Genomic DNA, 25,484 nt, shown 5'->3' with positions numbered 1-25,484 from the left:
AATGAGTTGTGCTCATTGAACCCGGCATGTGTCCAGAAACGTTCCATGAACCATCAAGAAATGGTCAAGCCAGAACAATTTATCTCGTCGGCAGCGTTATCCCGATCAGCAGACCGCCGTCGGCGGGCAGTGTGGCGTGAAGCGACCCGCCGTGCGCCTCGACAATCGCTTTGGCAATCGACAGTCCCAGACCGCTGCCGCCGGAGTGGCGGGCGCGTGAGGAGTCAGCGCGGGTAAAGCGGTCAAACAATTGCGGCAGGAAGTCCGGCTCCACACCCTGACCATAATCGCGGAAGGTCATTATGATCGCCTGATCGTTCTGGCTGGCCGTGATCAGCAACGCGCCACCGTCGGCAGCGTAGCGCATTGCATTCTCACAGATGATGGTCACTACCTGGCCCAGCCGGAAGGTATCGGCATACAGCCGCAGATCGTTGGGTGATGTCACGCTGATGGCAATCCCCGCCTGTTCTGCCTGCGGCAGAAGCCAGCCGGAGCGCTCGCGCAGTAACTCGCTGAGATTAAACCACTCGCGGTTCAGGGTAAGCTGCCCGGCATCCGCCAGTGACAAGAGATGCAGTTCGTCTGTCAGGCGACTGAGCTGCGTCAGTTGCTTCATGATCATCGCCAGCTGTTGCGGTTCGGCAGGAAAGACGCCATCCAGAATGCCCTGCAGGCGGCCCATTGCGGCCGTCAGTGGCGAGCGAAGCTCATGCGCCATCGCCACATGCGAGGTGCGCAGCTCACGCTCGTAACGCGCCAGCTGCTGCGTCATCTGATTAAAATCTTCGGTAAAGCGCACCAGCTCCTGTGGGGCTTCTTTTACGATTACCGCCGATCGGCCAAATTCGCCTTTTGAAACCGCTCGCGCCGCGGTAGCCAGCTGGCTGAACTGCGCCGACAGCGGACGGGCGAAACGCAGCGCCATCAGCACCATAAACGGAATCGTTACCACGACCAGCACGATCACGGTAAGCCAGTCCGACGAGGCCAGCGACGGATCGGAGAAGTTGATGCCCCACCACTGGTCCATAATCTGATGAAAGCGTGCCGGATCGCTGGCAGGGTGGTGGCGCAACCGGGTGAACTCCTCCAGCAGCGCGGGCGGCATCCGGTAATAGACCCAGTACGCCTGCACTGCGAAGCGCAGCCACATACAGATGGCGATGAGTACCACGCTGCCAATCGCCAGAAACAGCACCCGGATGCAGATCCAGCGCCACAATGAAGTATGCGTATCGTTCTTCATGGCTGTCTGAACCGGTAACCGACGCTGCGCACTGCCGGTAAGACATCAGAGATGCCCGCGGCTTCCAGTTTGCGACGCAGGTTATAGACGTGGGTATCGACCACCCGCTCAAGCGCATCGCTTTCCGGCAGACAGTGCTCCAGCAGAAACAGGCGGGTAAACGGACGCGTCGGAGCGCGCATCAGGGTGACCAGCAGGGAAAATTCGGTTGGTGTCAGATCGAGGCGGCGCGGTGAAGCACTGTCGCTATCGACCACTGCGGTGAGTGCCACCGGGTCCACCACTAAACCCGCCCAACGCAGGGTTTCTGCCGCGGGCACCTGACTCTGCTGGCTGCGGCGCAGTACTGCCTGAACGCGCGCCACCACTTCGCCCGGATGATAGGGTTTGACCACGTAGTCATCCGCGCCATAGCGCAGTGCGCCGATGCGGTCCGGCGCATCACCCATCGCGGTCACCATGATCACCGGGGTATCGTCACGACGTCGCAGCGCTGCCAGCACTTCAGTGCCGTTCATGCCGGGCAGCATGATATCCAGCAGGATCAGATCGGGCTGCCAGCGTCTGGCGGCATCCAGCCCGCCTGGCCCATCACCGGCAATCATGACCTCATAATTTTCACGTTTCAGGTAGGCCTCAAGTACGCCCGCCGCATCAGCATCATCTTCAATAATCAGTACACGTTTTGACTGCATTTTCGGATCACCTTGACTGTTTCTTCATAAATCCCTGGTCGTTAATTGACACTCGCCTCGCATACTCCGGCCATTGACGCGGCTCTGAACCCCTCAGCTCCGCACCTGATGTGATAATGAGGAAACGTGATGATAACCGGAAAAATAACGCTGCACATGGTCTGTTTTTCGCTGGGATTCAGTGCCGCGACTGCCATGGCTGATGAGACTACGCCGCCGCCAAGCGTCACGCTGGGCATTGCAGGTATCAATGCACCACGCTATAGCGGCGCAGATAAGCAACACTGGCAGCTGATGCCGGTGATCCAGGCACGCGACGGGGCCTTCTTTTTAGACTCACAGAAAGGCATTGGCTATGACCTGCAGGCAGATAATGGACTGTATCTGGAACATACGCTGGGCTACGGGCTGGGCCGTTCTGACCAGAATTCATCCTGGCGAGATGGGGATGACCGGCTCAGAGGCATGGGGAACATCGACGCAACGATGAACACCGCGCTGGCGCTGGGATGGTCGGTAACGCCGTGGCTGGTGCTGGAGGGCAAAGCGACGCTGCCATTAAGTGATAGTCAGGGTGTGCAGTACCGCACTTCCGTTACCCTGATCCCCTGGCAGACCAGTGACGATACCGTGGCACTGCAGGTGGCGGGACTGTTTGGCGACGGGCGTTATATGAATACCTGGTATGGCGTTAACCGCAAGCAAAGTGCGCGCAGTGGATTTGAACGGTACGACGCCGCGGGTGGATTTTATGGCACCGATACCAGCCTGACCTGGAGCCATCAGTTCACGCCTGCCTGGGCTGCCAGTGTGATCGGTGACTACAGCTGGCTGGATAAGCATGCTTCAGATAGCCCCATCGTTGCACGGCACAACGGCGCATCGGCCACCCTGGCATTGAGCTACACCTTCTGAATGGCACCATGAAGAAAAGTGAGATGCGCAGCCACCGCCTTTTGCTTGCGGCACTGATTCTGTTGTATGTCGTGGTCTATACCCTGACAGGCGTGGCGCTTAGCCTGTTGGATGCGCCGGGACGGGGATAGGGAGCGAGCGGTATAAACAGCGTGATCGGGCTGGTTATGCCGTGACTTAAATAGAAAATTAACTTTTCGTAAAGCGGTTCAGACATTAATGGTCAGCGTTAGAATTTTCGGGTACATCCGGATGTTTTAATTATCGCTATATAAATTGATTAAGGTGGTTAATTTAGATTGCGTCATAATGCATCTTGCTAATAAATTTTTTAAAAGAGCATTGGTGTAGTTAATCTATATGGATTGGGCAAGATTTAAATATTATAAATTAAAATGTGATCTATTAAGATAGCCTCTTCGCTGTGGTAGCAGCGCATGGAATTTACAGGGGCTGAACTGATGAAAAATAAAAATAGTGCTACACCTCATGATGCTACTTTTAGACAGTTTCTTACGCATCCGGATGTTGCCAGAGATTTTATGCAGATCCACCTTCCGGAGAAATTGCTTAAAATCTGCGATCTCACCACACTGAAGCTTGAGTCCGGATCATTTGTTGAAGACGATTTGCGTCAATACTTCAGTGACGTTTTGTACAGTCTCAGAACCTCAACCGGTGACGGATATATTCATGTTCTGATTGAACACCAATCCACCCCTGACAGGCATATGGCATTCCGCCTGATACGTTATGCGGTAGCCGCTATGCAGCGCCACCTTGAAGCTGGCCATAAAAAGCTGCCTTTAGTCATACCTGTACTGTTCTATACCGGTAAGCGCACTCCCTATCCGTGGTCGACCCGCTGGTTCGACGAATTTGATGATCCGGTAGTGGCGGAAAGCCTTTATAGAGGCGCCTTCCCGCTAGTGGACATTACGGTCATCCCGGATGATGAGATCATGACTCATCGCAGTATGGCCGCCCTGACGCTTTTGCAGAAACATATTCATCAACGCGACATTGCAAGCCTGACTGACCATCTGGTCACGCTACTCATGGCCGATTATCTTTCTTCACCCCAGGTGATGACGCTGATACACTATTTACTGCAGGCTGGTGAGTCAGCTGACTACGAAGCTTTCGTTCGCGAACTGGCACAGCGGGTGCCACAACACGGAGACGCACTGATGACCATCGCACAGCAGCTTGAACAAAAAGGGATCGAAAAAGGTCGCGCAGAAGGTATCGAGCTTGGTGAACGGCGTGGTATTGAGAAAGGTCGTACTGAAGGACAGCGTGAAGCTACCCTGAAAATTGCGCGCACTATGCTACAAAACGGCCTTGATCGTAAAACTGTCATAGAAATGACCGGCCTGACGTCAGACGATCTGGCGCAAATACGACACTAATATAAACAAGAGTGAACCCGGTCATGACCGGGTTATCGTTTTGAATACCGCACCAGATAAATCATCATAATTATCAGAAAGGTGTAACCTGCATACGTCCTGAACTACAAGCCATTATTTGTCTGGCTGACGCTGCAGGAAATTCCAGGTTGCGCCCAACATGCCGGAGTCGTTGCCGTAGGTCGCGGTATCAATGCGGATATCAAGATCATATTTTGCCAGTTGCTCTGCCAGTTCCTCGAGGAACGGTTCCCGCTCGGTAATTCCACCACCGATAAATATCATCTGCGGATCGAACACGCTGAAGAGGTTATATAAGCAGGCTGCAAGATCCTGGTAGAATTTATTCACCACCTGCTGCGCGGCTTCTTCTTTGCGATCGTATGCGTCAAAGACATCTTTACCCGTGACGTCGTCGGAAGATTTTTCGATGAGCTGGCTGTAATTCTCCCGAAGCGCCGTCATGGTACAACTCTGGCTCATGGTATGGCGTTCAATATTGCTGCTGGTGGGGCGCGAAGTCAGCAGACAGCCAAACTCGCCCGCGCGGTTACGACCGCCCCGGATCAGCGCGCCGTTGCAGAAGGCCGCTCCGCCTAATCCTGTGCCGATAGTTAACATCAGAAAATCACTGAGTTTTTTTGCTTTGCCCAGCCACTGTTCAGCCAGTAAGGCGCAGTGGGCGTCATTTTCGACCGTGGCAGGCAGTGAGGTTTTTTCCGTCAGCCACTGGCTCAGATGAAACTGGTCGAAGTCCCGAATGGTGCCACCCATGGCGATATATCCAGCTTCTGCATCAATATAACCGGGCGTGCTGACGGCGATGCCAGCACAGCCGGGATTTTTCTCCAGCCAGGCCAGGATCTCATCAAGTATTTTGTCGCGTGAATTATGGGAAATATCAGCACTCTCACTGGTCAGAATATTTCCCTGCTCATCAATCACGCCCATTTTTAAAGAGGTACCACCAATATCGAAAGCTGCAATCTTCATTAACGTTCTCTGAGGTTGTTTTCATCCGATTAATTGTAGTGCTGAAAGAAAAAGGGCAGGAGGGCTGGCGGAGGCAATTTTGTCAGGAAAGGTACAGATTTATAAAGCGAGTGTTGTACAGAGGGTGTTTTGATAAACCCCGGCACACAGGGAACAGCTGTGCATGATTTTTCAGGACGTCCGATGTATTACCCGCGCTGAGAGGGTGTCTGGCAGCGCGGGCTTAATCGTCACTCTGAAGTCATTGCCACTTACGCAACAGGAGACTGGCGTTGACGCCGCCAAAACCAAAACCGTTCGACATGGCATAAGTCAGCGCCGTGGGACGTGCATTGAGCGCCACCAGGTCCAGATTGCCTGCGGCTTCATCGGGATGATGGAGGTTCAGCGTCGGCGGAATAAGCTGCTGCCGCAGCGCCATCAGGGTGAATATCGCCTCAACGCCGCCTGCCGCACCCAGCAGATGGCCGGTGGCGGATTTCGTTGAGGCGATCGCGACCTGCGAATCATCGCCAAACACTGCACGAATAGCCGCCAGCTCACCGTGATCGCCAACCTGAGTTGAGGTTGCGTGTGCGTTGATATGCTGCACGTCTTCCGGGCTAATGCCCGCCTGACGCAGGGCGGTTCTCATCGCCCGTGCAGCCCCGCTGCCATCCTCCGGACCCGCGGTTAAATGGTATGCATCGGCGCTGGTGCCATAGCCGACAATCTCCGCCAGCGGTGTCGCGCCGCGTGCTTCGGCATGGGCCAGTGACTCAATCACCAGCAGGCCTGCACCTTCGGCCATCACAAAGCCGTTTCTGTCACGATCAAACGGACGTGAGGCATGGTGCGGCTGATCTTCATAGCCCACACATAGCGCACGTGCAGCCGCGAAACAGCCCAGCGTGACGCGATCAAGCGCCGCTTCTGTGCCCCCACAAATAGCAATGTCCGCTTCACCGCTTCTGATCAACCTGGCTGCATCACCAATTGCCTGAACTCCCGCCGCACAGGCGGTAACGGGCGCACCCAGCGGGCCGGTGAAGCCGTGTTTGATCGAGACATGACCCGCGGCCATGTTGGCCAGAAACGAAGGTGCTGTAAAGGGTGAGAGCCTGCGCGGGCCGCGTGCATCGGTGGTGCGCACCGCGTCGGCAATGGCACCAAAGCCGCCGACGCCTGAAGCAATAATCGTCGCGGTACGTTCACGCGTCGCCTCATCTTCAGGATGCCAGGCTGCCTGATTCAGCGCTTCTTCTGCTGCCAGCAGCGCGAATTCTATAAAGCGCGACATCTTTTTACGCTCTTTCGGCGCAATGAACGCTTCGGGGTCGTAACCTGCCAGCGGATCTTCATCGATGCCCGGCACGCTGCCACCTACTGAAATACCGGTGCCAGCAGTAAGCGTATCGGGAAGGGTACGTATACCTGATTCTCCAGCCGTTAATCGCCGCCAGACGGTTTCAACGCCACAACCCAGTGGCGAAACGATGCCCGCGCCGGTAATGACAATGCGTTGTGATGAGGCTAAGTGACTCATTGGATTACTCCCGTAGAGAGTCCGGACAGTGATTGAAATGCTGCCGCAGACAATGGATACACGCCTTGAGCGCGGAAGGTGAGACCCTGCGTAGAATGGTGCGATGGACGAACGCAGGGATGGAATAGAGCAGAGAGAGATAAGCTTAGCAGCATCAGAATCCTGAGCGATAACCAGACAGAGTGCTATCGTTGCTCTTGTGACTAAATAAGTCAATAGTCACATCATGCGCATTGTTCAGGGCGCAAGGCTACGTAACACCAGCGCTGCCAGTTGTGCAGAGGCTTCTTCAGCGTCATCAAGGCTGTACTGCAGCAGTACCGGACTGGCGTAGGGTTTGATCACCCGATAGATTGCCTCCGCCGCTTCGTCAGCCGGGGTTTTACGCTCAAACTCACCTGCTTCACGCCCCCTGCGCAGGATCTGCTGAATCAGGCTGAGCAGTCGTTCTTCATGCGCCATCGCCGACGGCCAGCGGTCACGCGACGCGACGGCAGCAATATCATAGAGTTTACGTTCGTGAAAAAAGAGTTCAGTGCCGGTGACGGAAAGCGTGCGGAACAGTCGCCGCAGTTGTTCCGATGCTCCAGGCGCATCGGCGATAGCGACTTCGACGTGCTGCATAATCATCGCAAGCCGGGTGGAGCAAATCACTTCGCCAATCGCCTGTTTTGATTCAAAAAATTTGTAGATATACGCTTTGGAAAAGCCGATAGCACGGGCGAGATCGGAGACGGTGGTTTTTTCGTAACCATAATGCGCGAAGTGCTGCATGGCAGCATCGACAATCTGGTCACGCACATTGTGCCCGGCCGGGCCGCGTGTGCCATTTTCCGTTACGGATTGAGTCATTGTCAGAACCTGGCAGATCAAAGGTGGGTGAAAAAATTCAGTGACCACTGTTAAGGGTGGTCACATTTTAGGCCCTGTTGCGATCAAAAGCCATATTTTGAACGGGCTGAATGTATGCTGGTGTTGCTGAGTGCCACCAGCCGGTTATTGGCGCAGCGTATCTATAGAGATATTCCACTGATTGAGCTTGTTATAGAGCGCCGTGCGAGAAATGCCCAGCAGCTTAGCGGACTGCCGCAGATTACCCCCCTGCGCGCGAAGGGTCTGCAGGATGCAGGCTCGTTCATTATCCTGCAACAGGCTGCTGGCCGCTGGTCTGTTTTCGGCTGCGCGCGTCACCATCGCTGGCGGCAAATCGGCAAGGTCGATGATGCTGCTCTGGCAAAGATTAACGATCCGCTCGACCAGATTTTCCAGCTCGCGCACGTTGCCGGGCCAGTGCCATGCCTGCAGGGCGTTCATTGCTTCAATGCTCACCTGCGGAGGCGTTTTATTCAGCCGCTGACACAGGGCGTGAATGAAGGTATTCACCAGATCAGGAATGTCGCTCTGGCGTTCACGCAGGGCAGGGATGGTCAGGGAGATAACATTGAGGCGATAGAACAGGTCACGGCGGAAAGCACCCTGTTCCACTGCACTGAGCAGATCGCAATGGGTTGCCGCCACGATGCGGACATCCACTTTCAGCGGATGCGCCGCTCCGATGCGCAGCACCTCACTCTCCTGCAGCACGCGTAGCAGGCTGGTCTGTGCCTCCAGTGGCATTTCGCCAATCTCATCCAGAAACAGCGTGCCACCGTCGGCCAGCTCAAATTTACCTGCCGAACCGCCGCGCCGTGAGCCGGTGAACGCGCCATCGACGTAGCCGAATAGCTCACTCTGCACCAGGTCACGCGGCAGTGCGCCGCAGTTAACCGCGACAAAGGACTCATGCGCCCGGCTGCTGGCATTGTGGATCGCCTGAGCAAACAGCTCTTTACCGGTTCCGCTTTCACCGGTCAGCAGAACGGTACTGTCACTGCGACTGCTGGCGCGGGCATCCTGAAGAGCCTTCTGCAGCGTGGGTGCCTGACCACGAATCATCTCAAAGGTATAGCTGGCGCTGACGCCGAGCACACGACGGGTAATGGCACGGATGCGCTGATTTTCCCGCAGCGACAGGATGCGACCGCCGTCCGGTGCCGGCATCAGCGAGACCAGGCATGAAACACTGGGTCTGCCATCGGGGCGGAACACCATCTCGCGGTCATTACAGCAGGGCAGTGTGAGCAATGAACCGGACTGGGGCTGCAGCACCTGATCGATCAGGGCGTTGTCGGTATCAATACCGGCAAAGATCTGACGAGCGTAGCGGTTCAGGGTTTTGATGCGCCCGTCGCGGTTGCAGACCACAACGCCCTCATTCAGGGTCTCCAGTATCGACTGCTGCTCGGCCAGCAGACGGCGTAAGGTGAGTTGCTGGCCAATTGCCTCTGCGGCAGCCTGCACGGTGCCCAGCGTATGGGCACTGAAATTGTCAGGCGTGGCGGTCAGCGTCAGTACGCCGGTCATACGACCGCTGGCATCACGGATAGGAGCTGCGGCGCACTGCCGGTTACGTTCACGCAGCGCGATTTTCCAGTTTTCTCCGCTGAGTACATAGACCAGCCGCTGCTCGCGCAGGCAGCGCGCGGTGCAGTTGGTGCCGAGCACCTCCTCACGCAGGATGCTGCCGACCGGAGTCAGGTCGCTGCCGCAAAAACTCAGTACAATGCCTTGCGCATCTGTAAGATTGATATGACCGTCGGGATTGTAAGCCAGCAGGTTCTCCATCACGCTATGCGCCACAGTAATCAGCTCACTGTTATGACGCAGAACGGCGGCCAGCTCCGTTGGATCGGAGGCACTGTACTCAAAAGATACCGGATCGATGCCATGTTCGCGCGAGCGGTTCCATGACTGCAAAATACTGCGGCGGATCCAGCGCGGCTGTTCACCCTGGCTAAATGCCTGCCAGCCCCGGGCAAACCGAGCTTCCCACTGTGCCGCATCACCGCCTTCCGGCAGGCTGAATATGGCATCGCTCTCTTCTTTATTAGGCAGCAAATCATGCAGAGATTGCATTTCACTCTCCCGTGGTCGATGGAATGTCCATTTTAATGACATGTTAAGTTGACATGTAAATTTTATTTTCAATCAGGACGCGCCATCTGCGAGCGCGTTCACATAAAAGCCCGCTTTAAAACTGGCATCCACTTTGCAACGCTGACACTAACTCTCACCTGTCAAAAACAATGGGAAAGTTAAGGTGTTATGCGTAAACATAATCTGAAGTTGTTGCTGTTCATCTGTTCCATCGCCTCATTGAGCGGGGTGATCCTCGGTTATGACGCCTCAGTGATTTCCGGCGTTATTGAGCCATTGACGGAACACCTTGCACTAACGCCGTGGCAAAGTGGATGGGCTGTTTCAAATGTCATCCTCGGCTGTATCATCGGCGCTGGCTGTGTCGGCGCGATCTCAGATCGGATCGGGCGTAAACCTACACTGGTGATCACCGCGCTGTTGTTTTCCGTGTCTGCGGTGGGTTCTGCGCTGGCAGATTCCCTAACCGGTTTTGTGATTTACCGACTGGTGGGTGGCCTGGCGGTCGGGATGGCGTCGGCAATTACGCCGCTCTATATCGCAGAGGTCTCACCTAAGGACTGGCGAGGGCGCATGCTTGGGCTGCAGCAGATGCTGATGGTTGGCGGTCAGGTCACGGTCTATGTGGTGAACTACCTGATTGCACGCGGTATGCCCCATGCCTGGATAGTCAGTGAAGGCTGGCGCTGGATGCTGGCGTCGGGTGTGGTGCCTTGCCTGCTGTTTCTGGCACTGGTGCCCTTTATGCCGGAATCACCACGCTGGCTGGCGTTAAACGGCAAGCGTGAACGCGCGCTGGCAGTGCTGACCCGGCTTTCGACGCCTGAACATGCGCGGCGTCTGCTGACAGAAATCAGTGCGCCGGACGCGGATTCTGTTACCCGTCAGCAGGGAACCCGTCTGCTCCGCGACGCCAGAATGCGTTACATCCTGTTGATCGGCTGCGCGATTGCAATTCTTCAGCAGGTTTCGGGCATCAACATCCTGCTGTATTACGCACCGTCGCTGCTGCAGAACATCTCACCGGATACACAGACCTCCCTCTATCACAGCATTTTCCTCGGACTGGCGCTGCTGGTCGGAGTAGCGTTTTGTCTGAACGCAGTGGATCGCTGGGGACGGACGCGTCTGCTGCGCTGGGGAGCGCTGGGTTGCGCTGTCAGCCTGGTGATTACCGCCTGGGCCTTTATAGCGCAGATCGGTGGCCTGCTGCCGGTTGTGGGCCTGGTGGCGTTCGTACTGATTTTTGGTATGTCATGGAGTCTGGGTGCCTGGCTACTGATCTCTGAAATATTTCCCAACCGGATTCGTGCCGTCGCGATGGGCTACGCCTTTTCTTCGATGTATCTCGCCAATTTCATCGTTACTCAGACTTTCCCGATGATGAACCGTAGCCGTTTGCTGATGGATCACTTCCATGGTGCTTTTCCACTGATGCTCTGCGCCGCTGGCTGCCTGGTGGCCTTCTGGTTTGTAAAACGTTTTCTGCCTGAAACCCGAGGCATCTCACTGGAGCACATCGAGCCGCTGATGCTTTCAAAATCCCGTCGTTTTGCCGCCAAAGCGCAGGCGACATCCGGACACCCTATTCAGCCTGACTGGGCTGACAACAAAAAACAGGAGCAGTTATGAACCTTAAAACAGTACGAGTGGGATTGATCGGTGCTGGCCGCATGGGCAGTTTTCATGCAGAGAATCTGGCGCTGCGGGTGCCTGGGGCACGGCTGACAGCGGTCGCCGACCTGCAACCCGGCGCAGCGCAGAAACTGGCAGACCGGCTGGGGGTGGAGAAAGCCTATACCGATATCCAGGCGTTACTCAATGACAGCGAAATCGATGCCGTTGCTATTGCTACGCCGGCTCGCACTCACGCCGAACTGGTGATCGCTGCAACCCGGGCTGGCAAGCACGTGTTCTGCGAAAAACCGATGGCGGTAACGCTGGATGAGGCAGATCGGGCTATTGCCTCCGCACAGGATGCGGGCGTTGTGTTGCAGGTCGGCTTCAATCGTCGATTCAGTGCAGGCTTCGCCGCAGCTATTGAAGCTGTCAGAGCAGGCACCAATGGCACCACCCAGCTAAGCCGTTCGGTGACACGCGACCCTGGCCTGCGCGATCCGGCCCCGATCCCGCAGTGGACCATCTTCCTTGAAACCTTAATCCATGACTTCGACACCCTGCTGCACTTCAATCCGGGTTCCCGGCCGGTTGAGGTCTATGCGCTGGCTGATGCGCTGGTGCGTCCCGATTTTAAAGATAAGGGATTACTTGATACCGCGGTGGTGACCATCCGCTTTGATAACGGTGCCATTGCCACTGCGGAAGCCAACTTCCAGGCAGTTTACGGTTATGACGTTCGCGGTGAGGTCTTTGGCAGTAAAGGTATGCTGCAGGCGGGCAACATCAATCAGGACAACTGTGTGCGCTATCACGCCGAGGGTATTGCCATCGCAACGTCTCGAATGGATACCGATCTGCTGCGTGAGGCCTATGTTGCTGAAATGGCAGAATTCGCCCGCGCGATTCTGCACGGTGACACGACGCGCGCTACTGGCACTGATGCGCGTAACGCGCTGGAAATTGCGCTGGCCTGTATTGAATCGGTGCAGCAACGCAAACCCATTCTGTTGGGAGAACGCTAATGGCCGGTTATCAGCTTTCAGTCTGTGCGGAGATGGTGTTTCTCGAACTGCCTTTTATCGCGCGTGTTGAGCGGATTCATGCGCTGGGATTTGGCGTGGAGATCTGGAACTGGGCCAACAAAGATATCGACGCGTTGGTGGCGACAGGTGCGCGTTTTACCTCCATGACCGGCTACCTCAACGGTAACCTGACTGATGATGATGAGATTGCAGAGTTGCTGCATAGCGCAGAAACCTCACTGGCGATTGCAGATCGTCTGAACTGCCCGAGCCTGAATCTGCATGGCACCGGGCTGGATGCTCACGGCCAGGCGGTTCGTCCGGTTGAGGTGGTTACCGGTGAGATGTGGCTTAAAGCGGCCGACACCCTGCGGCGTGTCGCTGCGCTCGGCGAGCAGGCCGGGCGGGTATTTACTCTCGAAAACCTGAATCTGGCAGTTGATCATCCGGGTATACCGTTCGCACGGGCTGCCGATACGCTGGCGCTGGTCGAAGCGGTCAACAGCCCGGCACTGAAGATGAATCTGGACCTCTATCACGCCCAGATTGGAGAGGGCAACCTGATAGAGCTGATACGACGCTGCGGCCCCGCTATCGGTGAAATCCAGGTGGCTGATGTGCCGGGGCGCATGCAGCCTGGCACCGGGGAAATTAACTATCGCGCCATTGCCCGTGCGCTGGAGCAGGTCGGCTATTGCGGCGTCGTTGCGCTGGAGGGCTGGGCCGAAGGCGACAGCGAAACAGCCCTGGCACAGTTCCGCGATCACTTTACGTTGTGAGCTCTGCCGCCGGGTATTTGCCTGTTGCCCGGCGGTTCTATCAATAATAAACCCTACAGGATTACGCGATGAAAACCAAAATGTTAGCACTGCTGCTCAGCCTGATGATCAGCGTTACCGCCTGGGCTAAAACACCTAAAATCGGTGTCGCACTGGCTAATTTCGATCTTAACTTCGTATCGATTCTGCGGACGCAGATGGTGGGTGAGATAAAAGCGCTGAAAATGGATGGGCAGTTCGTCGATGCCAAAGGGGATGTAGCTCTTCAGGTACAGCAGGTTGAAGATTTTATCAATCAGGGCGTGGATGCCATTATTCTCAACCCGGTCGATACACAGGGCGTACTGCCGATGGTGAAAGCGGCAGAAGCGGCGGGCATTCCGCTGGTGTTTGTTAACCGTAAACCGGAAGTGAAATTACCGTCCAGTATGGCCTATGTCGGTTCTGACTCTGCCCTGGGGGGTGAGATGCAGATGGAAGCGCTGGCAAAACAGATGAACTATCGGGGCAATGTCGCCATTTTAATGGGCGCATTATCAAATGAAGAAGCGCGGGAACGGACGCGTGCTGTTGAAGCGGTGATCGCTAAATATAAGCAAATGGCGGTAATCGAAAAACAGACTGCACGCTGGCAGCGTAATGAAGCGGTAGACGTAGTTTCGGGCTGGCTGCTTAATCAGCGACCAATCGATGCAATCGCCGCCAATAATGATGAAATGGCTATCGGGGCGATTATGGCGCTGAATCAGGCGAAAAACAGCCACATTCTGGTTGCCGGGATCGATGGCACGCCAGATGGCCAGCAGTTCGTCAAAAATGGAAAGATGACGCTGACTATCTTCCAGGATGCGAAAGGGCAGGCGACAGGCGCTGTGAAAGTCGTGAAAGCGTTACTGGACAAACAGAAAGTCGAATCACTGAACTGGATCCCCTATAAAACCATTACTCAAAGTAATTATGCGGAGTTTGCTGCCGCTAATCAGCCATAAAAATCGCCGCTAACCTTATGATTCTTTGTCGTTTCTTAAATAATTAACCAGCTGCCGGGCAGGGACGCACTCTGCCCGGCCCGTTCTGCTGGCTAATCTGTAAAAATTTCCTTAATCGCCTGATTAACGCGTCTGTAGTGCTTCTTCATATAAGCTGAATTATACTGTCGATAAATGAGCGGAAATTCAGTGATTTCTTAATGATTTACATAATCGATGATCAGGTTTCTTACAATTCTGATGACTGCACGCTTAGCCACATTCCTACTCAGGAATCGCTGAGCCTCAGTATTTCTTCAGGTCGGCTTTTTGAGCAGTTACTGAATTCCGGGGGAGAAATACTGGCGCGTGATACGTTGCTGACCGAGGTCTGGGATAAATATGGCCTGCGTGGATCGAATAGTAATCTGAATCAATATCTGAGTATTGTGCGCAGGGCACTCGCGGCTTATGGCTGTGAAAATCTGATTATCACCATCCCGAAAATTGGTATACGCCTGAATACCGATATTAAAATTGAACGTCAATCAGCCCCGGTCATGGGGGTGACGGAAGTTTTAACTGATGACATATCGGAAGGAAGTATAACTGAAGGGTCTGCTGAAAACGTTGTCCTGCCTGCCACTCCGCCCGGTAATCAGCTGCCAGCTACGTCCGTTAACGTCACCCGGCGATATTGGTTTGCTTCTGTTGCTCTGATATTGCTGGGCATGGTGCTCTGGTATTTCACGGTATCGCGTCCTGACGAGCAAATTATTCCAATGAGTGCCATTAAACTTGAAGGTGGCTGCGAAGCAGTATTATTGCAGGGTCTGGATGAGGTTGAACGACAGGCATTGGGTAAGCAAATAGTACAAATTCTAAGGGAAAATAATCAAACCTGCGATGCGGGTCACCGGATTATTTTTGATAAAAACACCTCTTTTACTACTAAGAATTTCGGAAGAACAATTCTTTCATCGTGTAAAATTAATAGCGATGGTCATATCATCTCATGCGACAATTTTTATTATCTTGACTGGAGAATGGGATGAAGCGGAGCATTGGTATTAATATTATCTTCATGCTGGCTGCGCTATTAATGGTGACTTTTGCAGGGGTTTATTACTTAACACATCAGGCCAAAGATTTTCCTTTTCGCTGCTCAGCATTTAGCCGTTACGATCTCAGTCGTAATGACGATAAACGAATTGAGTTCGCTGTTGCCCAGGATTTACGTTTTGATCAAAAGGATTCAGGCTATCTGTTGCTGAATGGGCAGGCAACGAGCAATGACGGTGTTACTATTCTTAACAGAAGGGTTGCATTAATCAATGGCGCTAAAATTTCCGATGATACTTACCGGTATCAGATCAGCAAAGTTGTCACTTCGAATACTGATACTACCCCTGATGTCATCTTTAATAAGTTGTTAGCAGAGATCACGCTGGATCCAACGCATCTGCAGTTGGATGTCGATAAGATTGATAAAAATACCTATATTATCGGTGGGCCGATCTCCTATCTCTTTACCTGCCAGCGTTACTAAGCTCTGTAAACGGCTAATTTAGCGGTGTTCAGAATGCATGAAACCGGGAAGGGTTTATCCTGCCCGGTTTTTCTTTTAACGTTATGTCGTCAGGCTTTGCTGAGGAAAAGTATCAGGGCCAGCTCTGGAAACTCTTCAGGATATTATTAAACAGCTGAATTTCTTCATCGGTCAGGGGGGCAGCCTTTGACAAAGAGAAAATTAATACATCCTCCAGGTTTAAGGTGAAAATCGCCTGCTTTTGATAAAGCCGGATATTATCCGGGCGCAGAAAATCATAAGTAATCATGATGCCTGTGCTCAGATTATCGCCCAACACCACGGGTTGATTTGCCTGCTGCTGCCAGTCTTTCATTTGTCTCTGCAGAATAGCAAGCTGACTGCTGATATATTCTTCTGGATTGTTGTGATTGGCCAGTTTATCACGAGAAATAGTGACGGGTGGCATCGCTGAACGGGGATCCGCCAGCGTGTTCAGGGTTCGCTCGCAGTAGCCTTCCGGTAAAGTAATCATACCTTCGCTAAACCGGCAAATATTTTTATCCATGTGTAATCTCCATTTCTTTAGTTTTTTCTGTCTGGCCAAATAACTGCTCTGCGGTAACTTCACTGAGCGTACCGTTATTTAACAGGACGATTTTATCTGCACTTCTTATGGTTTCCGGGCGATGTGCAATCATGATTCGGGTGATTTTCATTTGCTTTATTGCATTGTTGATCTGTGCTTCGTTATAGATATCCAGATGACTGGTTGCTTCGTCCAGTACCAGTATTTTTGGTTCGCGGTAGAGGGCGCGAGCTAGCAGAATACGCTGCAGCTGCCCGCCAGAGAGAAACGATCCCATATCACCGACAAGGCTTTGATAGTTCATCGGCATTTTCATGATATCGCCGTGAATTTGCGCCAGGCGTGCTACACGGGTAATTTTTGCGTGGTCAGGATTATTATCAAAGAAGCTAATATTTTCACTGATCGAGCCTGAGAACAGGATGTCATCCTGCATAACACAGCCGATACGGTTACGATGGTGTTCAAGTCCTGTCTGGGTAATGTCCATTCCGCCCACGGTGATTGTTCCACCTTCCGGGTGCAGCAGACCCAGAATGATTTTGGCCATGGTGGTCTTTCCCTGACCTGAAGGGCCGACAATCGCAACGCTTTCGCCAGCCTTAATTTCCAGACTGGCACCATTTACTACCCAGGGTTCGGTAGGTGCATAGCGGAAGCGGATATCCGTTAGTTTGATATCCTGCGGCGTTTCTGTCTCATCATGCGTATCTTTACTCACCAGTACCGGACTGGCTTCTGAGCTGACTTCAGTTTCTGACAACACGATATCGGCCAGTCGTTCACCATGCATACGCAGCATTCTGAAGTCGATTACGGCGTTGATCAGACCTGCACCGCGGCTCATAAACTGATCGGAGAAGCTAATAAAGGCGGTAAGCATACCTGCAGAGAAGTTGCCATCCAGTACTTGCAGCGCAGCCAGCCAGACCAGTACTACCCTGCCTACAGAAGTGAGCAATCCCTGGGCGGAACCAAACAAAATGTTAAGCTTCTGAATCACAATGCCTTTGTTGGTCGTATCCACCAGGAAATTCATATAGGCGGAGAGACGAGGCACCTGCTTGTTATTGGTTTTTACTGCCTGGATACCGCGAAGCGTTTCCAGTAATGAAGATTGCGTGCGGGCTGAACTGATGATTTGCTCTTCGTTAGCGCGGCGAACAGGATCATAAGCCATGAAGCGTAACAGTGCATAGGCGACAAAAAGGCCAATTACCAGCCAGGCAAGCTTAGCGTTATAGATAAACAGCATCACTACTGTCACGATCGACATTACCCCATCCAGCACAGTACTAATGAAGCGGCTGGTCAGCGTACTTTGGATGGTGTTCAGCGAGCCATAGCGGGACAGAATGTCACCAACGTGACGGGATTCGAACCATTCAAGTGGCAGCTTTAACATATGGTGACAGACATTGACCGTCCACTGCACGCTGAGCTGGCTTGAGAACCAGCTCATCACCCATGAGCGCAGCGCTGTAATCATGGTCTGAAACAACGCAATCATGATAAAGCCGATCCCGAGCAAGGAGAGTAGCGAGTAATCTGCGGAGACCAGCACCATATCCATCACCCACTGCATAAAGAAGGGGGAGAGTACGCCGAAAAGTTCCAGAGCGATGGACAGGATAAGCACCTGAGCAAAGGCAGATTTCACCCCTGTCACACTGCCCACCAGCTTCATCATCGAGATGCTTTCTTTTTCTTTTTTGACCTCAAAAGTGGAGGAGGGAACCAGCTCCAGTGCAACGCCGGTGAACGCCGGTGATGCTTCTTTAAATGTCAGTTCCCGAATGCCGCGTGCAGGATCGTGAAGCGTGATCTTATTGCCGCGCACTTTTTTTAGCACAACGAAATGGTTCAATTCCCAGTGCAGAATGCAGGGCATGCGTAATTTAGACAGCTCTTCCATATCAACGCGTAACGCACGGGAACTCATATTGAGTTGTTGTGCCATGGCAATGACATCACTAAGTGTTGCACCCTTAAGCGACGTTGCGAACCTGCGACGCAGGGTGATCATGTCGATTTCATGACCGTGGTAATTGGCAATCATCCCCAGACAAGCAAGACCACATTCCGTCGCCTGTGACTGACGAATCATCGGCAGGCGGTTAAACCATTTAAAATTGAGTTTCTCTAATAACAACACAGAACAGACCTTTTAATCAGAGAGAGATTTTGTGTCCAAGCGCAAAAATTGGCTCCAGCACCCATTCATAAAGACGACGTTTGTCGACGATAAAATCAGCATCCAGCGCCATACCCGGCTTGAGTTTTTCATTCTGCGCATAAGCAGTAATTGATTGTTTATCCAGGGAGACCAGCACGCGGTACTGCTGTTCCTGAATATTGTTTTTGCCGGTTAACGTAGTGACTTCCTGAGGAGACAGAGCGGTGCGTGAAACCTCGATAACTTTTCCATACTGTTGACCAAACTTTTGATAAGGAAACGCTTTATAGCGCAGCACCACCCGCTGTCCCGGTTGGATAAAACCAATGGACTGCGTGTTTACCATGATGCGGGCGACCAGTTCAGTATTGCTTGGCAAAACTGCTATGGCTGACTGACCGGCGGTGAGCATCTGTCCATTTTTGACCATAATCATGCCGACATACCCGCTTTTAGGCGCACGTAATTCAAACGAGCGGCGCGCTTCATTTTCAGCCATCGACTGACGGTTATCAGCCAGTTGGCGCTCGATATCGTTACGCTTTTTCTCGTCATCCAGCGGTTTTTCATGCAGCTGTTGCTCGGTCTGAACAATTTTTTGCGAGATGTCCAACAGCTGACGTTGATATTCCTGGTAGCGCGCCTGGCTATCGAGCAGATTAGACTCCTGCTCTTCCATCTGACGGCTTGAGGCATACCCTTCGTTGTGCATGGCTTCCAGCTTGTCCAACTGCATTTTCGCCAGGGAAACCTGTTTCCGACGGTGTGTCAGTTGCAGCTTCAACTGCTCCTGCTGCAGTTTCAGACTGGCGATAGTGTCGGTCAGGCCCTTCATTTCAACCTGATGAAGCTTTTCAAGTGTCACCAGATCCTGCTGAAGCCTTTCACGCTGGCCTTTCAGATTCTCGGCAATAACCTGACGAGTCTGACCTAACTGTGTAGAAACCTCTGATGACAACACCATCAGCACATCGTCTTTTTCAACATGCTGGCCCTCTTTTACCGGAATATCGACCACCGTAGCGCTTACGGGGGGCGGAATGATCAGCATGCCATTTTTAGGCAGCAGTTCTCCGGTAGAGGATTCATATTTTGTATAGCTGCCAAATATAAAAAACAGCGCTGTCGCGGCAGTGATCAGCACTACAACGGAAATAACTAACCAGCGATAAGGTGGGCAATAGAGCGCCACGATACCCAGGTTTCCACGGTTGGCTGCATCAAGTGCCTCCTGACGGAATAGTGACTGTTCCATTTATATAATCATCATGAGTAAGGGATTAACGGCACTGAAAAAAATTCAGCATGTCGATTGATAGTGATCCGGTACTTTGTGCCAGATTAATGAGGGCGTTCAGGTAATTGAAGCGAGCTTCAGCCTGATCTTTAAGTGCGCTAAAATATTTTTGCTGAGCATCAAGCTCATCATTTACCGTACGGAAACCCATTTCCCGGCCATATTGAACAGACACCACTTTTTCGCGTGAAGACTCGACGGCATTTTTCTGCGCGTTGATTAACGCTTTTCCATTCGTAAGACTAAGCCATGCTGAACGTGTATCTGTAGCCGCTTTGCGTTGTGCTTCCATGGTGGAATATTTCGCTGCCTGACGGCGATAGGCTGCTTCATAAGATTGTGAAATCTGGCTGCCACCCGCGAATAATGGAATAGAAACGTTAACGCCATACTGCAGATTATTACTTTTAGAGTTAGTGCCAAAAATAGCATCATAAAGTAAATTATCGTCGTTATCGTTACGGCTCCAGTTTTTGCCATATCTGGCGTAAAGTGACACGACAGGCATATGTGCGCCATCTGCAGCCAATACATCAGCATCGGCCTGATCATTCTGAAACAGGGCAATTTTGATTTCAGTGTTACGTTGCTGGCTGGCATTAATCGCATCAGTTAAAGAAGCGTAGGGCGAAGCGTTAAGGCACTGAAAGTTTACCGGCTCGACAGTGTCCGGGCTGACACCCGATAAGCGACGAAATGCTTCTCCAGCCAGCAATAACTGACTACTCGCCTCTATTTCTTTGGCCTGAGCAAGAGCGTAATTGGCCTTAGCTTCATCCAGCTCTGTACGAGTGTTTTGTCCATTCAGAATACCGGCCTGCAGTTTTTGCTGCTGTTGTTTGAAGTTGTGACTGGCAGCTTTCGCAGCCTGTAAAACTTCCTGCTGATAGAGCACCGAAAAGTAGGCATTACTGATCGCATTTAATAACTTTTCTTCAGCTTTTTTTGACTGGGCTTCAGCGGTATTGGCAATAGCAACGCCTTTACGCCAGCCAGCATATTTACTCATATCAAACAGGGGTTGTCTGACACTGAGATCGTAACTGTGATTTGTTACACCACTTTGATATTTTTTATCCGGCTGTTCCTGACGATCCCAGTTTCCTTCGAGCGTCAATGTGGGCAACATTCCGGCCATACCCTGCCAGTATTTTTGCTGATCGGCTTCACTGGTCATCTGGCTGGATTGCAATGCAGAGTCATAGGTTAATGCGGCTCGGGCAGCCTGCTGTAAGCTGGTCGCATAAGATCCAAATGGCACGCAGGACAGTACAATAAATGCAATTTTAAAATTATAAAATTTCATGATGCTCGCTGTTTCTTAAAAATTAAGCCCGAAATTAAATGAGTTGCTGGGCAAAGACATATTTAATCAAATCAGTATTAGACTGCAGCTGAAGTTTACGCATGGCGTTATATTTCTGCGTTGCAACCGTACTGATACTACGTTTACGTGCTTTAGCTATCTCCATTAAACTGTACCCGATAGCAAAAAGTCTGATTACTTCAACTTCTGCGGGTGATAAAAGAGTCTGTGCGGGCTCCTCTGAAGCAGAATGCGCCAGATCTTTCATCTTTTCTGAATAAAATATTTCAGAATTCGATGAGCAAACCCAGTGCAAAGCTTCTACCAGATCCCGTATATCATCACGTTTGCTCACTATTGCATTTACCGGAATTTGCAATATTCTTTTCAAAATGGCCGGGCTATTCTGTGCCGTAAAGATAATGATTTTAAGGTTAGCATTATGGTTGTAAATTTCTTCTAGCTTTCTAACGCCGTTCAAATCATTACGTTCAAAGTTAAAGCAAAAATCAGTAATTAATATATCAGGAGGATCGCTATTCATTTTTACAAAAAGATTTTCTGCTTCTACCGGGTATGCTGCAATGTCCAGGTTGTGAAATCCGGTTGAGAGTATTTTTTGTATTGAATAAAAAATAAAAGGACTCTCATCAGAGACACCAACTTTAAACCTCCTTCCTTTTAATGGCCTATCCACTGATAAAATCCTTTCTCAGTTTATAAAGTCTGGTAAAGGGTCCCAAGAGCCCATATGGTTACTGATAACTAATGGTATAGGTAGCAACTGCGTTAGCACTACCAGGGGTTATTGTGGCAGCAGTCTGGTAATAACGTGCATATAAGGGCACTGTTATCAATGCTGACGACAGTGGATAAGCTGCAACTCTGTATGGTGCTGCCAGTGCAACAGGTTGCTGACTTTCATTCAGAATCTGAACACCCACTCCGCTGGCAGTTGAGGTCGAGTTCAGAGAAACTACGCCGACATCCGATAGCCCATCAGCCGCATCCCCATCCAACTGCATCATAACGTCAAAGGTACCTGAAAGAAGTGCCTCACAGTTAAGCTGAAGATTAAAAGCGGTAGATGGGCTGGTTTGTCCAATACCGGAACCCAACCCACTGCTGGTATTCGCTGTGTAACTCCCTAATGACACCCTCGGGTTAACATCGCCTGCTGCTGAGCAGGTTTGATCCCTCACAGTGATGCCGCTTTTAATATATCTGACATAAAGTTTCAGGTCATTTCCTGGTACCAATGAGCCTACATCAAATACGTTGACATAGTCCGGAAGCAAATTGGGGCCAGCCATCGAGTTTGACGTCCGCACAATCTGAAAAGGCACATTCAATGTGACATCAGTATAAGCACCGACTGTACCGCCACTGGTTAACGCGTAAGTAGCGATCTTGTTGCCGGTAGGAATATTGGCAGCGTCGGTGGACATTTCACCACCGTAACCGGTATAAATGGTTAAGCCATAACCGAGTGCATCTTCAGCAATTGTTTTACGCTTTAAGTACACTTCTCCCGTTAAACCATCAAAAAACTGTTGCAGATTATCCAGGGCACATTTGAACGTGACTGTTAAATTGCCACTATAAACGACCGTGCCCACCGGAACAGCTGCCGAAATATTTATCCCCAGTGAGCGGAAATCTAATACCGCATCAGAAAGAGATTTTTTGCACGTCAGTGTGACATCATCTGCCGCGTTCGCATTAATTGGTGCTAGCATGACGAAACCAGATACCATAATCATGATGCTGACTATTCTGGTCAGTGTCCTTCTAAAGTTAATAAACATCATAATGTCACCCGATTAACCCTGATTATCTTTGTTCATTTCGCCGTTAGACACGTAGCGAACAGGTTTTGATTGATCGCTGCTGCATGTTGTTGTGAGCCTTGCAAGGGTGTTGTTTTCACTGGAATTAACAATACCGGACTCCAGGTTAACCAGACACTTATCACTGGCTGCTTTACCCCAGGAAATATGCAGGCGGCTGACATCTTTATTTAACCTCACATAAATCTGACCACCCTGTGAAACAGTGGTGATAAGGTTACCGTCTTCATCATTAACCGTTGCACCAAATGGCAAGGCATTTCCGTTCGGCTGATTAGCCCGAATTAACAGTGGCTTTCCTTTGCTGGTTTTATAATCAAGTCTGACGACTGCACCCTCAACAGGAATAACGCGCTGCTGAGTTGATTCAAGCTCAACATCCAGTGGAATTCCTTTTGGGTCGATGGCCAGTTCGTTTATCCGGTACGGGTTAAGGTTTGGCACAATAGCTTTGCCGCTGCCGTTTAACACAATATTGGGATAGCCGAGTACACGCGCGCCCTCTGCATCTTCTGCGGTAACAACAGCATAAGTCGTAGACTGATAAGCGCTGAAATTAATGCTATCAGGTAAAGCGACTACCGCACCGCTGATACCACCCGAGGCAGAATAATAGTTTTCCCCTTTAGTATAAGACGCCGTCAGCATACTGTAGGGCGAACGGTACTGCCCACTAACTGAACCGGACTTCTCATTATCAGTATCGCGCGCTATTCCAACGTTATAGTTATATTGGTCATGTTCACCCAGAACACCATTAACTGCTGTTTGTGCATTCACACCTTGTTTATTATGTGTCGCACTTCCGGTTACATAACTTTGACTATCGCTGCCAATTGGCACCGAGAAGTCGAGTGACAGTTGAGTGTCATGCCCGCCGGTTGAATATAATAATCGGTTTGCTGATAAAGTATAGGAGACCCGACCAATTGTATTATTGTAACCCAGCTGAAATTGCGTATTTGTTCCGGCAGAATCCCAGTAATTCTGAACAAAACCAGTAAGATAGATATTCCCATATGACTCCCCAAAATTTTGGCTTGCCGTCATAGAAAAACGTTGTTTGGGGCGCGAAAGATAATTTGACGAACTGTTTTTATGATTTTTTTTATAATAGTTATTGATTTGTAATGCATTATCAAAACTGTAATAACCGGATGATGAGAAGCGGTAAGCCGCCAGAGTAAAATTCGTGTTAGTCTGAGAAACCTTCTTACTATAAGTTGCCCGATAACTTACACCTTGCTTTTTCTCATCACCATATTTTGTCTGAGCCCCAGTAATATCCAGTGAGATCGCACCAACAGGTAAACCAAATGCACCTCCCAACAGCACAGAGGTGTAGTTATCTGATCCCAGAATACCTGAGTAACCGGTCAGACTATTGCTAAAACCATGCTGAATAGTGCCCTGATAGACCGAAGGTGTATAAACCATATTGTCTTTTCGGGATACACCACCGGTCAGACTATAAAAAGTCATGCCCGGACGTTTCAGACGCGTCATCGCTGCGTAAGGAACTGAGAAACGGGTCTCACCGCCGTCAGCTTCTTTCACGGTCACGTCTAAATCACCACCGTAGCCTGTAGGATAAAGATCGGTGATATTAAAAGGGCCTGGTGAAACCGTCGTTTCATAAATTTTGTTGCCATTTTGCGATACAGTTACCTGAGCGTTGGTTCGGGCTACGCCGCGGATTTCTGGTGCATAGCCTCGCTGAGAGTCTGGCCACATCTGGTCAACTGTAGATATTTGCGCACCACGAAAAGAAAGCGTATCGAAAATTTCGCCACTGGTATTGCCTTCACCTAATAACAGCCGTGATTTTATTTGCGGAATATCACGCTGGACATAGGTATTAATTGCATCGTAATGATGATACTCGTTGTTTTTTTGACGTTGCCAGCTGAGAGAACCATCGTGACGGAACATCCATCCGCCAAGGTTAAAACCCGCCAGTGCACGGCCATAAAATGAGTCATATGGCTGACCGTGATTTACAGAGCGATAATAGTTGGTGTTATAGGTTAGCGTAAGTGCTGTTTCACCCTTATCCCAGAATTCTGGCGCAACGTAGCCGCGCGCAGATCGCAACAGATAAATTTGCGGAATTGAGATATCCATCTGCATATCGGCAGAATTGATAGCTGCATGACTCTCTTTAACCACCTCCTCCAGCGCCATACACTGTTTACCAGAGCGCAAATTTTCAGCTTGTCCCGGGCTAAAAACTGTGTCCTTAAGTGACAAGCTTTTGACCAGATCATAGGAAAGGCACGCTTTGGTTCCCGCCCCTTCACGAATGACCTGAACATTTTCCCGACCAATCTGACGACCATTCAGGAAAATATCCAGCGTATAAGTACCAGGATCAATAGGGTTACCGGTTGCATAGCGGGCCACATCAACTTTAACGCCCGGTAGATTCTTCACAAATGATTCGTCAAAATCATACGAATTTTCTGCAAATGCGGCGCCTGTTGATGCAGTTAAAAAAAGCGCCAGAAAAGATCGGTAAAATATTTTTGCCGTTGGTTTATTATTTTTAATCATCCTTGCCATCATTATTACCCCTGATGAGTTA

22 protein-coding genes are annotated in these 25,484 nt (G+C 51.1%); 9 read left to right on the top strand and 13 right to left on the bottom strand.

Features of this window, described 5'->3' with window-relative positions; all coding sequences use genetic code 11:
• Nucleotides 1-79 precede the first annotated feature (79 nt).
• Together ACO6VX_RS14105 and ACO6VX_RS14100 are read right to left on the bottom strand one after the other, a co-directional pair.
• On the bottom strand, nucleotides 80-1,249 hold the full coding sequence (locus ACO6VX_RS14105; protein WP_045139825.1) for a sensor histidine kinase: 1,170 nt from the start codon (nucleotides 1,247-1,249) through the stop codon (nucleotides 80-82).
• Entirely contained in the window at nucleotides 1,246-1,944 is a 699-nt protein-coding gene (locus ACO6VX_RS14100) for a response regulator (RefSeq protein ID WP_010256840.1), read from the bottom strand. Before ACO6VX_RS14100 ends, ACO6VX_RS14105 begins: the two co-directional genes overlap by 4 nt.
• Before the next feature lie 129 nt (nucleotides 1,945-2,073).
• Between ACO6VX_RS14100 and ACO6VX_RS14095 the strand changes: the two genes are divergently transcribed.
• The 3 genes from ACO6VX_RS14095 (at nucleotide 2,074) to ACO6VX_RS14085 (ending at nucleotide 4,271) form a co-directional block, all read left to right on the top strand.
• A complete protein-coding gene (locus tag ACO6VX_RS14095; protein ID WP_111534836.1) occupies nucleotides 2,074-2,859 on the top strand; it encodes a MipA/OmpV family protein in 786 nt (261 codons plus the stop codon).
• Nucleotides 2,860-2,867: 8 nt separating this feature from the next.
• Nucleotides 2,868-2,990, top strand: coding sequence for a hypothetical protein (locus ACO6VX_RS14090; RefSeq protein WP_254920079.1), 123 nt, complete (start codon nucleotides 2,868-2,870; stop codon nucleotides 2,988-2,990).
• Between the two features lie 330 nt (nucleotides 2,991-3,320).
• Nucleotides 3,321-4,271, top strand: a complete 951-nt coding sequence (locus tag ACO6VX_RS14085) for an Rpn family recombination-promoting nuclease/putative transposase (RefSeq protein ID WP_029519683.1) — start codon at nucleotides 3,321-3,323, stop codon at nucleotides 4,269-4,271.
• A gap of 114 nt (nucleotides 4,272-4,385) precedes the next feature.
• On the opposite strand, the gene ACO6VX_RS14080 is transcribed toward ACO6VX_RS14085, so the two are convergent.
• The 4 genes from ACO6VX_RS14080 to ACO6VX_RS14065 all read right to left on the bottom strand — a co-directional run bounded on the left by ACO6VX_RS14080 (nucleotide 4,386) and on the right by ACO6VX_RS14065 (nucleotide 9,744).
• The gene (locus tag ACO6VX_RS14080) at nucleotides 4,386-5,264 is read right to left on the bottom strand and encodes an ROK family protein (protein ID WP_010256830.1); all 879 of its coding nucleotides are present in this window, start codon (nucleotides 5,262-5,264) and stop codon (nucleotides 4,386-4,388) included.
• A 241-nt stretch (nucleotides 5,265-5,505) separates the two neighbouring features.
• Nucleotides 5,506-6,789 (bottom strand): beta-ketoacyl-ACP synthase II, encoded by a 1,284-nt coding sequence (gene fabF / locus ACO6VX_RS14075; RefSeq protein WP_033759862.1) that lies wholly within the window; start codon nucleotides 6,787-6,789, stop codon nucleotides 5,506-5,508.
• Nucleotides 6,790-7,026: 237 nt separating this feature from the next.
• Nucleotides 7,027-7,641 (bottom strand): TetR/AcrR family transcriptional regulator, encoded by a 615-nt coding sequence (locus tag ACO6VX_RS14070; RefSeq protein ID WP_010671991.1) that lies wholly within the window; start codon nucleotides 7,639-7,641, stop codon nucleotides 7,027-7,029.
• Between the two features lie 144 nt (nucleotides 7,642-7,785).
• Nucleotides 7,786-9,744 carry a sigma-54-dependent Fis family transcriptional regulator gene (locus tag ACO6VX_RS14065; protein WP_422431684.1) on the bottom strand — a complete coding sequence of 653 codons (1,959 nt, stop codon included), beginning with the start codon at nucleotides 9,742-9,744 and terminating at the stop codon, nucleotides 7,786-7,788.
• A gap of 189 nt (nucleotides 9,745-9,933) precedes the next feature.
• On the opposite strand from ACO6VX_RS14065, the gene ACO6VX_RS14060 reads away from it, so the two are divergent.
• The 6 genes from ACO6VX_RS14060 (at nucleotide 9,934) to ACO6VX_RS14035 (ending at nucleotide 15,703) form a co-directional block, all read left to right on the top strand.
• Entirely contained in the window at nucleotides 9,934-11,397 is a 1,464-nt protein-coding gene (locus tag ACO6VX_RS14060; protein ID WP_422431682.1) for a sugar porter family MFS transporter, read from the top strand.
• Nucleotides 11,394-12,407 carry a Gfo/Idh/MocA family oxidoreductase gene (locus ACO6VX_RS14055; RefSeq protein WP_422431680.1) on the top strand — a complete coding sequence of 338 codons (1,014 nt, stop codon included), beginning with the start codon at nucleotides 11,394-11,396 and terminating at the stop codon, nucleotides 12,405-12,407. The genes ACO6VX_RS14060 and ACO6VX_RS14055 overlap by 4 nt, the downstream gene beginning before the upstream one ends.
• On the top strand, nucleotides 12,407-13,186 hold the full coding sequence (locus ACO6VX_RS14050; protein WP_422431678.1) for a TIM barrel protein: 780 nt from the start codon (nucleotides 12,407-12,409) through the stop codon (nucleotides 13,184-13,186). Before ACO6VX_RS14055 ends, ACO6VX_RS14050 begins: the two co-directional genes overlap by 1 nt.
• 68 nt (nucleotides 13,187-13,254) lie before the next feature.
• Complete coding sequence (locus ACO6VX_RS14045) at nucleotides 13,255-14,175, top strand: substrate-binding domain-containing protein (protein ID WP_033759854.1); 921 nt, start codon at nucleotides 13,255-13,257, stop codon at nucleotides 14,173-14,175.
• 200 nt (nucleotides 14,176-14,375) lie between these two features.
• The gene (locus ACO6VX_RS14040) at nucleotides 14,376-15,209 is read left to right on the top strand and encodes a winged helix-turn-helix domain-containing protein (protein WP_022624197.1); all 834 of its coding nucleotides are present in this window, start codon (nucleotides 14,376-14,378) and stop codon (nucleotides 15,207-15,209) included.
• A complete protein-coding gene (locus tag ACO6VX_RS14035) occupies nucleotides 15,206-15,703 on the top strand; it encodes a FidL-like protein (protein WP_182505133.1) in 498 nt (165 codons plus the stop codon). The genes ACO6VX_RS14040 and ACO6VX_RS14035 overlap by 4 nt, the downstream gene beginning before the upstream one ends.
• Before the next feature lie 112 nt (nucleotides 15,704-15,815).
• On the opposite strand, the gene ACO6VX_RS14030 is transcribed toward ACO6VX_RS14035, so the two are convergent.
• From ACO6VX_RS14030 to ACO6VX_RS14000, 7 genes are read right to left on the bottom strand one after another with little or no spacing between them, the layout of a single operon-like run.
• A complete protein-coding gene (locus ACO6VX_RS14030; protein ID WP_010256796.1) occupies nucleotides 15,816-16,250 on the bottom strand; it encodes a DcrB-related protein in 435 nt (144 codons plus the stop codon).
• Nucleotides 16,243-18,426, bottom strand: coding sequence for a peptidase domain-containing ABC transporter (locus ACO6VX_RS14025; protein WP_033786428.1), 2,184 nt, complete (start codon nucleotides 18,424-18,426; stop codon nucleotides 16,243-16,245). Before ACO6VX_RS14025 ends, ACO6VX_RS14030 begins: the two co-directional genes overlap by 8 nt.
• Before the next feature lie 16 nt (nucleotides 18,427-18,442).
• On the bottom strand, nucleotides 18,443-19,702 hold the full coding sequence (locus ACO6VX_RS14020; RefSeq protein WP_022624194.1) for an HlyD family secretion protein: 1,260 nt from the start codon (nucleotides 19,700-19,702) through the stop codon (nucleotides 18,443-18,445).
• A gap of 25 nt (nucleotides 19,703-19,727) precedes the next feature.
• A complete protein-coding gene (locus tag ACO6VX_RS14015) occupies nucleotides 19,728-21,050 on the bottom strand; it encodes a TolC family outer membrane protein (RefSeq protein ID WP_010256785.1) in 1,323 nt (440 codons plus the stop codon).
• Nucleotides 21,051-21,084: 34 nt separating this feature from the next.
• Nucleotides 21,085-21,747 carry a response regulator gene (locus ACO6VX_RS14010; RefSeq protein ID WP_422431674.1) on the bottom strand — a complete coding sequence of 221 codons (663 nt, stop codon included), beginning with the start codon at nucleotides 21,745-21,747 and terminating at the stop codon, nucleotides 21,085-21,087.
• A 58-nt stretch (nucleotides 21,748-21,805) separates the two neighbouring features.
• On the bottom strand, nucleotides 21,806-22,861 hold the full coding sequence (locus ACO6VX_RS14005; protein ID WP_010256778.1) for a fimbrial protein: 1,056 nt from the start codon (nucleotides 22,859-22,861) through the stop codon (nucleotides 21,806-21,808).
• 12 nt (nucleotides 22,862-22,873) lie between these two features.
• Nucleotides 22,874-25,465 (bottom strand): fimbria/pilus outer membrane usher protein, encoded by a 2,592-nt coding sequence (locus ACO6VX_RS14000; RefSeq protein WP_346465485.1) that lies wholly within the window; start codon nucleotides 25,463-25,465, stop codon nucleotides 22,874-22,876.
• Nucleotides 25,466-25,484 lie beyond the last annotated feature (19 nt).

It is taken from the genome of Pantoea sp. BJFS-204, from assembly GCF_049310725.1.
In the GTDB taxonomy this organism is placed as follows: Bacteria; Pseudomonadota; Gammaproteobacteria; order Enterobacterales; family Enterobacteriaceae; genus Pantoea; species Pantoea agglomerans.
The sequence above is the reverse complement of the archived record's forward strand: the minus strand, read 5'-3'. Positions and strand labels throughout refer to the sequence as shown.

Bases quoted from the DNA above. Each gene is read 5' to 3' on its own strand.
- ACO6VX_RS14050 (WP_422431678.1), top strand. From the start codon at position 12,407: ATGGCCGGTTATCAGCTTTCAGTCTGTGCGGAGATGGTGTTTCTCGAA.
- fabF (WP_033759862.1), bottom strand. From the start codon at position 6,789: ATGAGTCACTTAGCCTCATCACAACGCATTGTCATTACCGGCGCGGGC.
- ACO6VX_RS14090 (WP_254920079.1), top strand. From the start codon at position 2,868: ATGAAGAAAAGTGAGATGCGCAGCCACCGCCTTTTGCTTGCGGCACTG.
- ACO6VX_RS14040 (WP_022624197.1), top strand. From the start codon at position 14,376: ATGATTTACATAATCGATGATCAGGTTTCTTACAATTCTGATGACTGC.
- ACO6VX_RS14020 (WP_022624194.1), bottom strand. From the start codon at position 19,702: ATGGAACAGTCACTATTCCGTCAGGAGGCACTTGATGCAGCCAACCGT.
- ACO6VX_RS14070 (WP_010671991.1), bottom strand. From the start codon at position 7,641: ATGACTCAATCCGTAACGGAAAATGGCACACGCGGCCCGGCCGGGCAC.
- ACO6VX_RS14035 (WP_182505133.1), top strand. From the start codon at position 15,206: ATGAAGCGGAGCATTGGTATTAATATTATCTTCATGCTGGCTGCGCTA.
- ACO6VX_RS14100 (WP_010256840.1), bottom strand. From the start codon at position 1,944: ATGCAGTCAAAACGTGTACTGATTATTGAAGATGATGCTGATGCGGCG.
- ACO6VX_RS14045 (WP_033759854.1), top strand. From the start codon at position 13,255: ATGAAAACCAAAATGTTAGCACTGCTGCTCAGCCTGATGATCAGCGTT.
- ACO6VX_RS14065 (WP_422431684.1), bottom strand. From the start codon at position 9,744: ATGCAATCTCTGCATGATTTGCTGCCTAATAAAGAAGAGAGCGATGCC.
- ACO6VX_RS14015 (WP_010256785.1), bottom strand. From the start codon at position 21,050: ATGAAATTTTATAATTTTAAAATTGCATTTATTGTACTGTCCTGCGTG.
- ACO6VX_RS14000 (WP_346465485.1), bottom strand. From the start codon at position 25,465: ATGATGGCAAGGATGATTAAAAATAATAAACCAACGGCAAAAATATTT.
- ACO6VX_RS14080 (WP_010256830.1), bottom strand. From the start codon at position 5,264: ATGAAGATTGCAGCTTTCGATATTGGTGGTACCTCTTTAAAAATGGGC.
- ACO6VX_RS14095 (WP_111534836.1), top strand. From the start codon at position 2,074: ATGATAACCGGAAAAATAACGCTGCACATGGTCTGTTTTTCGCTGGGA.
- ACO6VX_RS14005 (WP_010256778.1), bottom strand. From the start codon at position 22,861: ATGATGTTTATTAACTTTAGAAGGACACTGACCAGAATAGTCAGCATC.
- ACO6VX_RS14030 (WP_010256796.1), bottom strand. From the start codon at position 16,250: ATGGATAAAAATATTTGCCGGTTTAGCGAAGGTATGATTACTTTACCG.
- ACO6VX_RS14055 (WP_422431680.1), top strand. From the start codon at position 11,394: ATGAACCTTAAAACAGTACGAGTGGGATTGATCGGTGCTGGCCGCATG.
- ACO6VX_RS14085 (WP_029519683.1), top strand. From the start codon at position 3,321: ATGAAAAATAAAAATAGTGCTACACCTCATGATGCTACTTTTAGACAG.
- ACO6VX_RS14105 (WP_045139825.1), bottom strand. From the start codon at position 1,249: ATGAAGAACGATACGCATACTTCATTGTGGCGCTGGATCTGCATCCGG.
- ACO6VX_RS14060 (WP_422431682.1), top strand. From the start codon at position 9,934: ATGCGTAAACATAATCTGAAGTTGTTGCTGTTCATCTGTTCCATCGCC.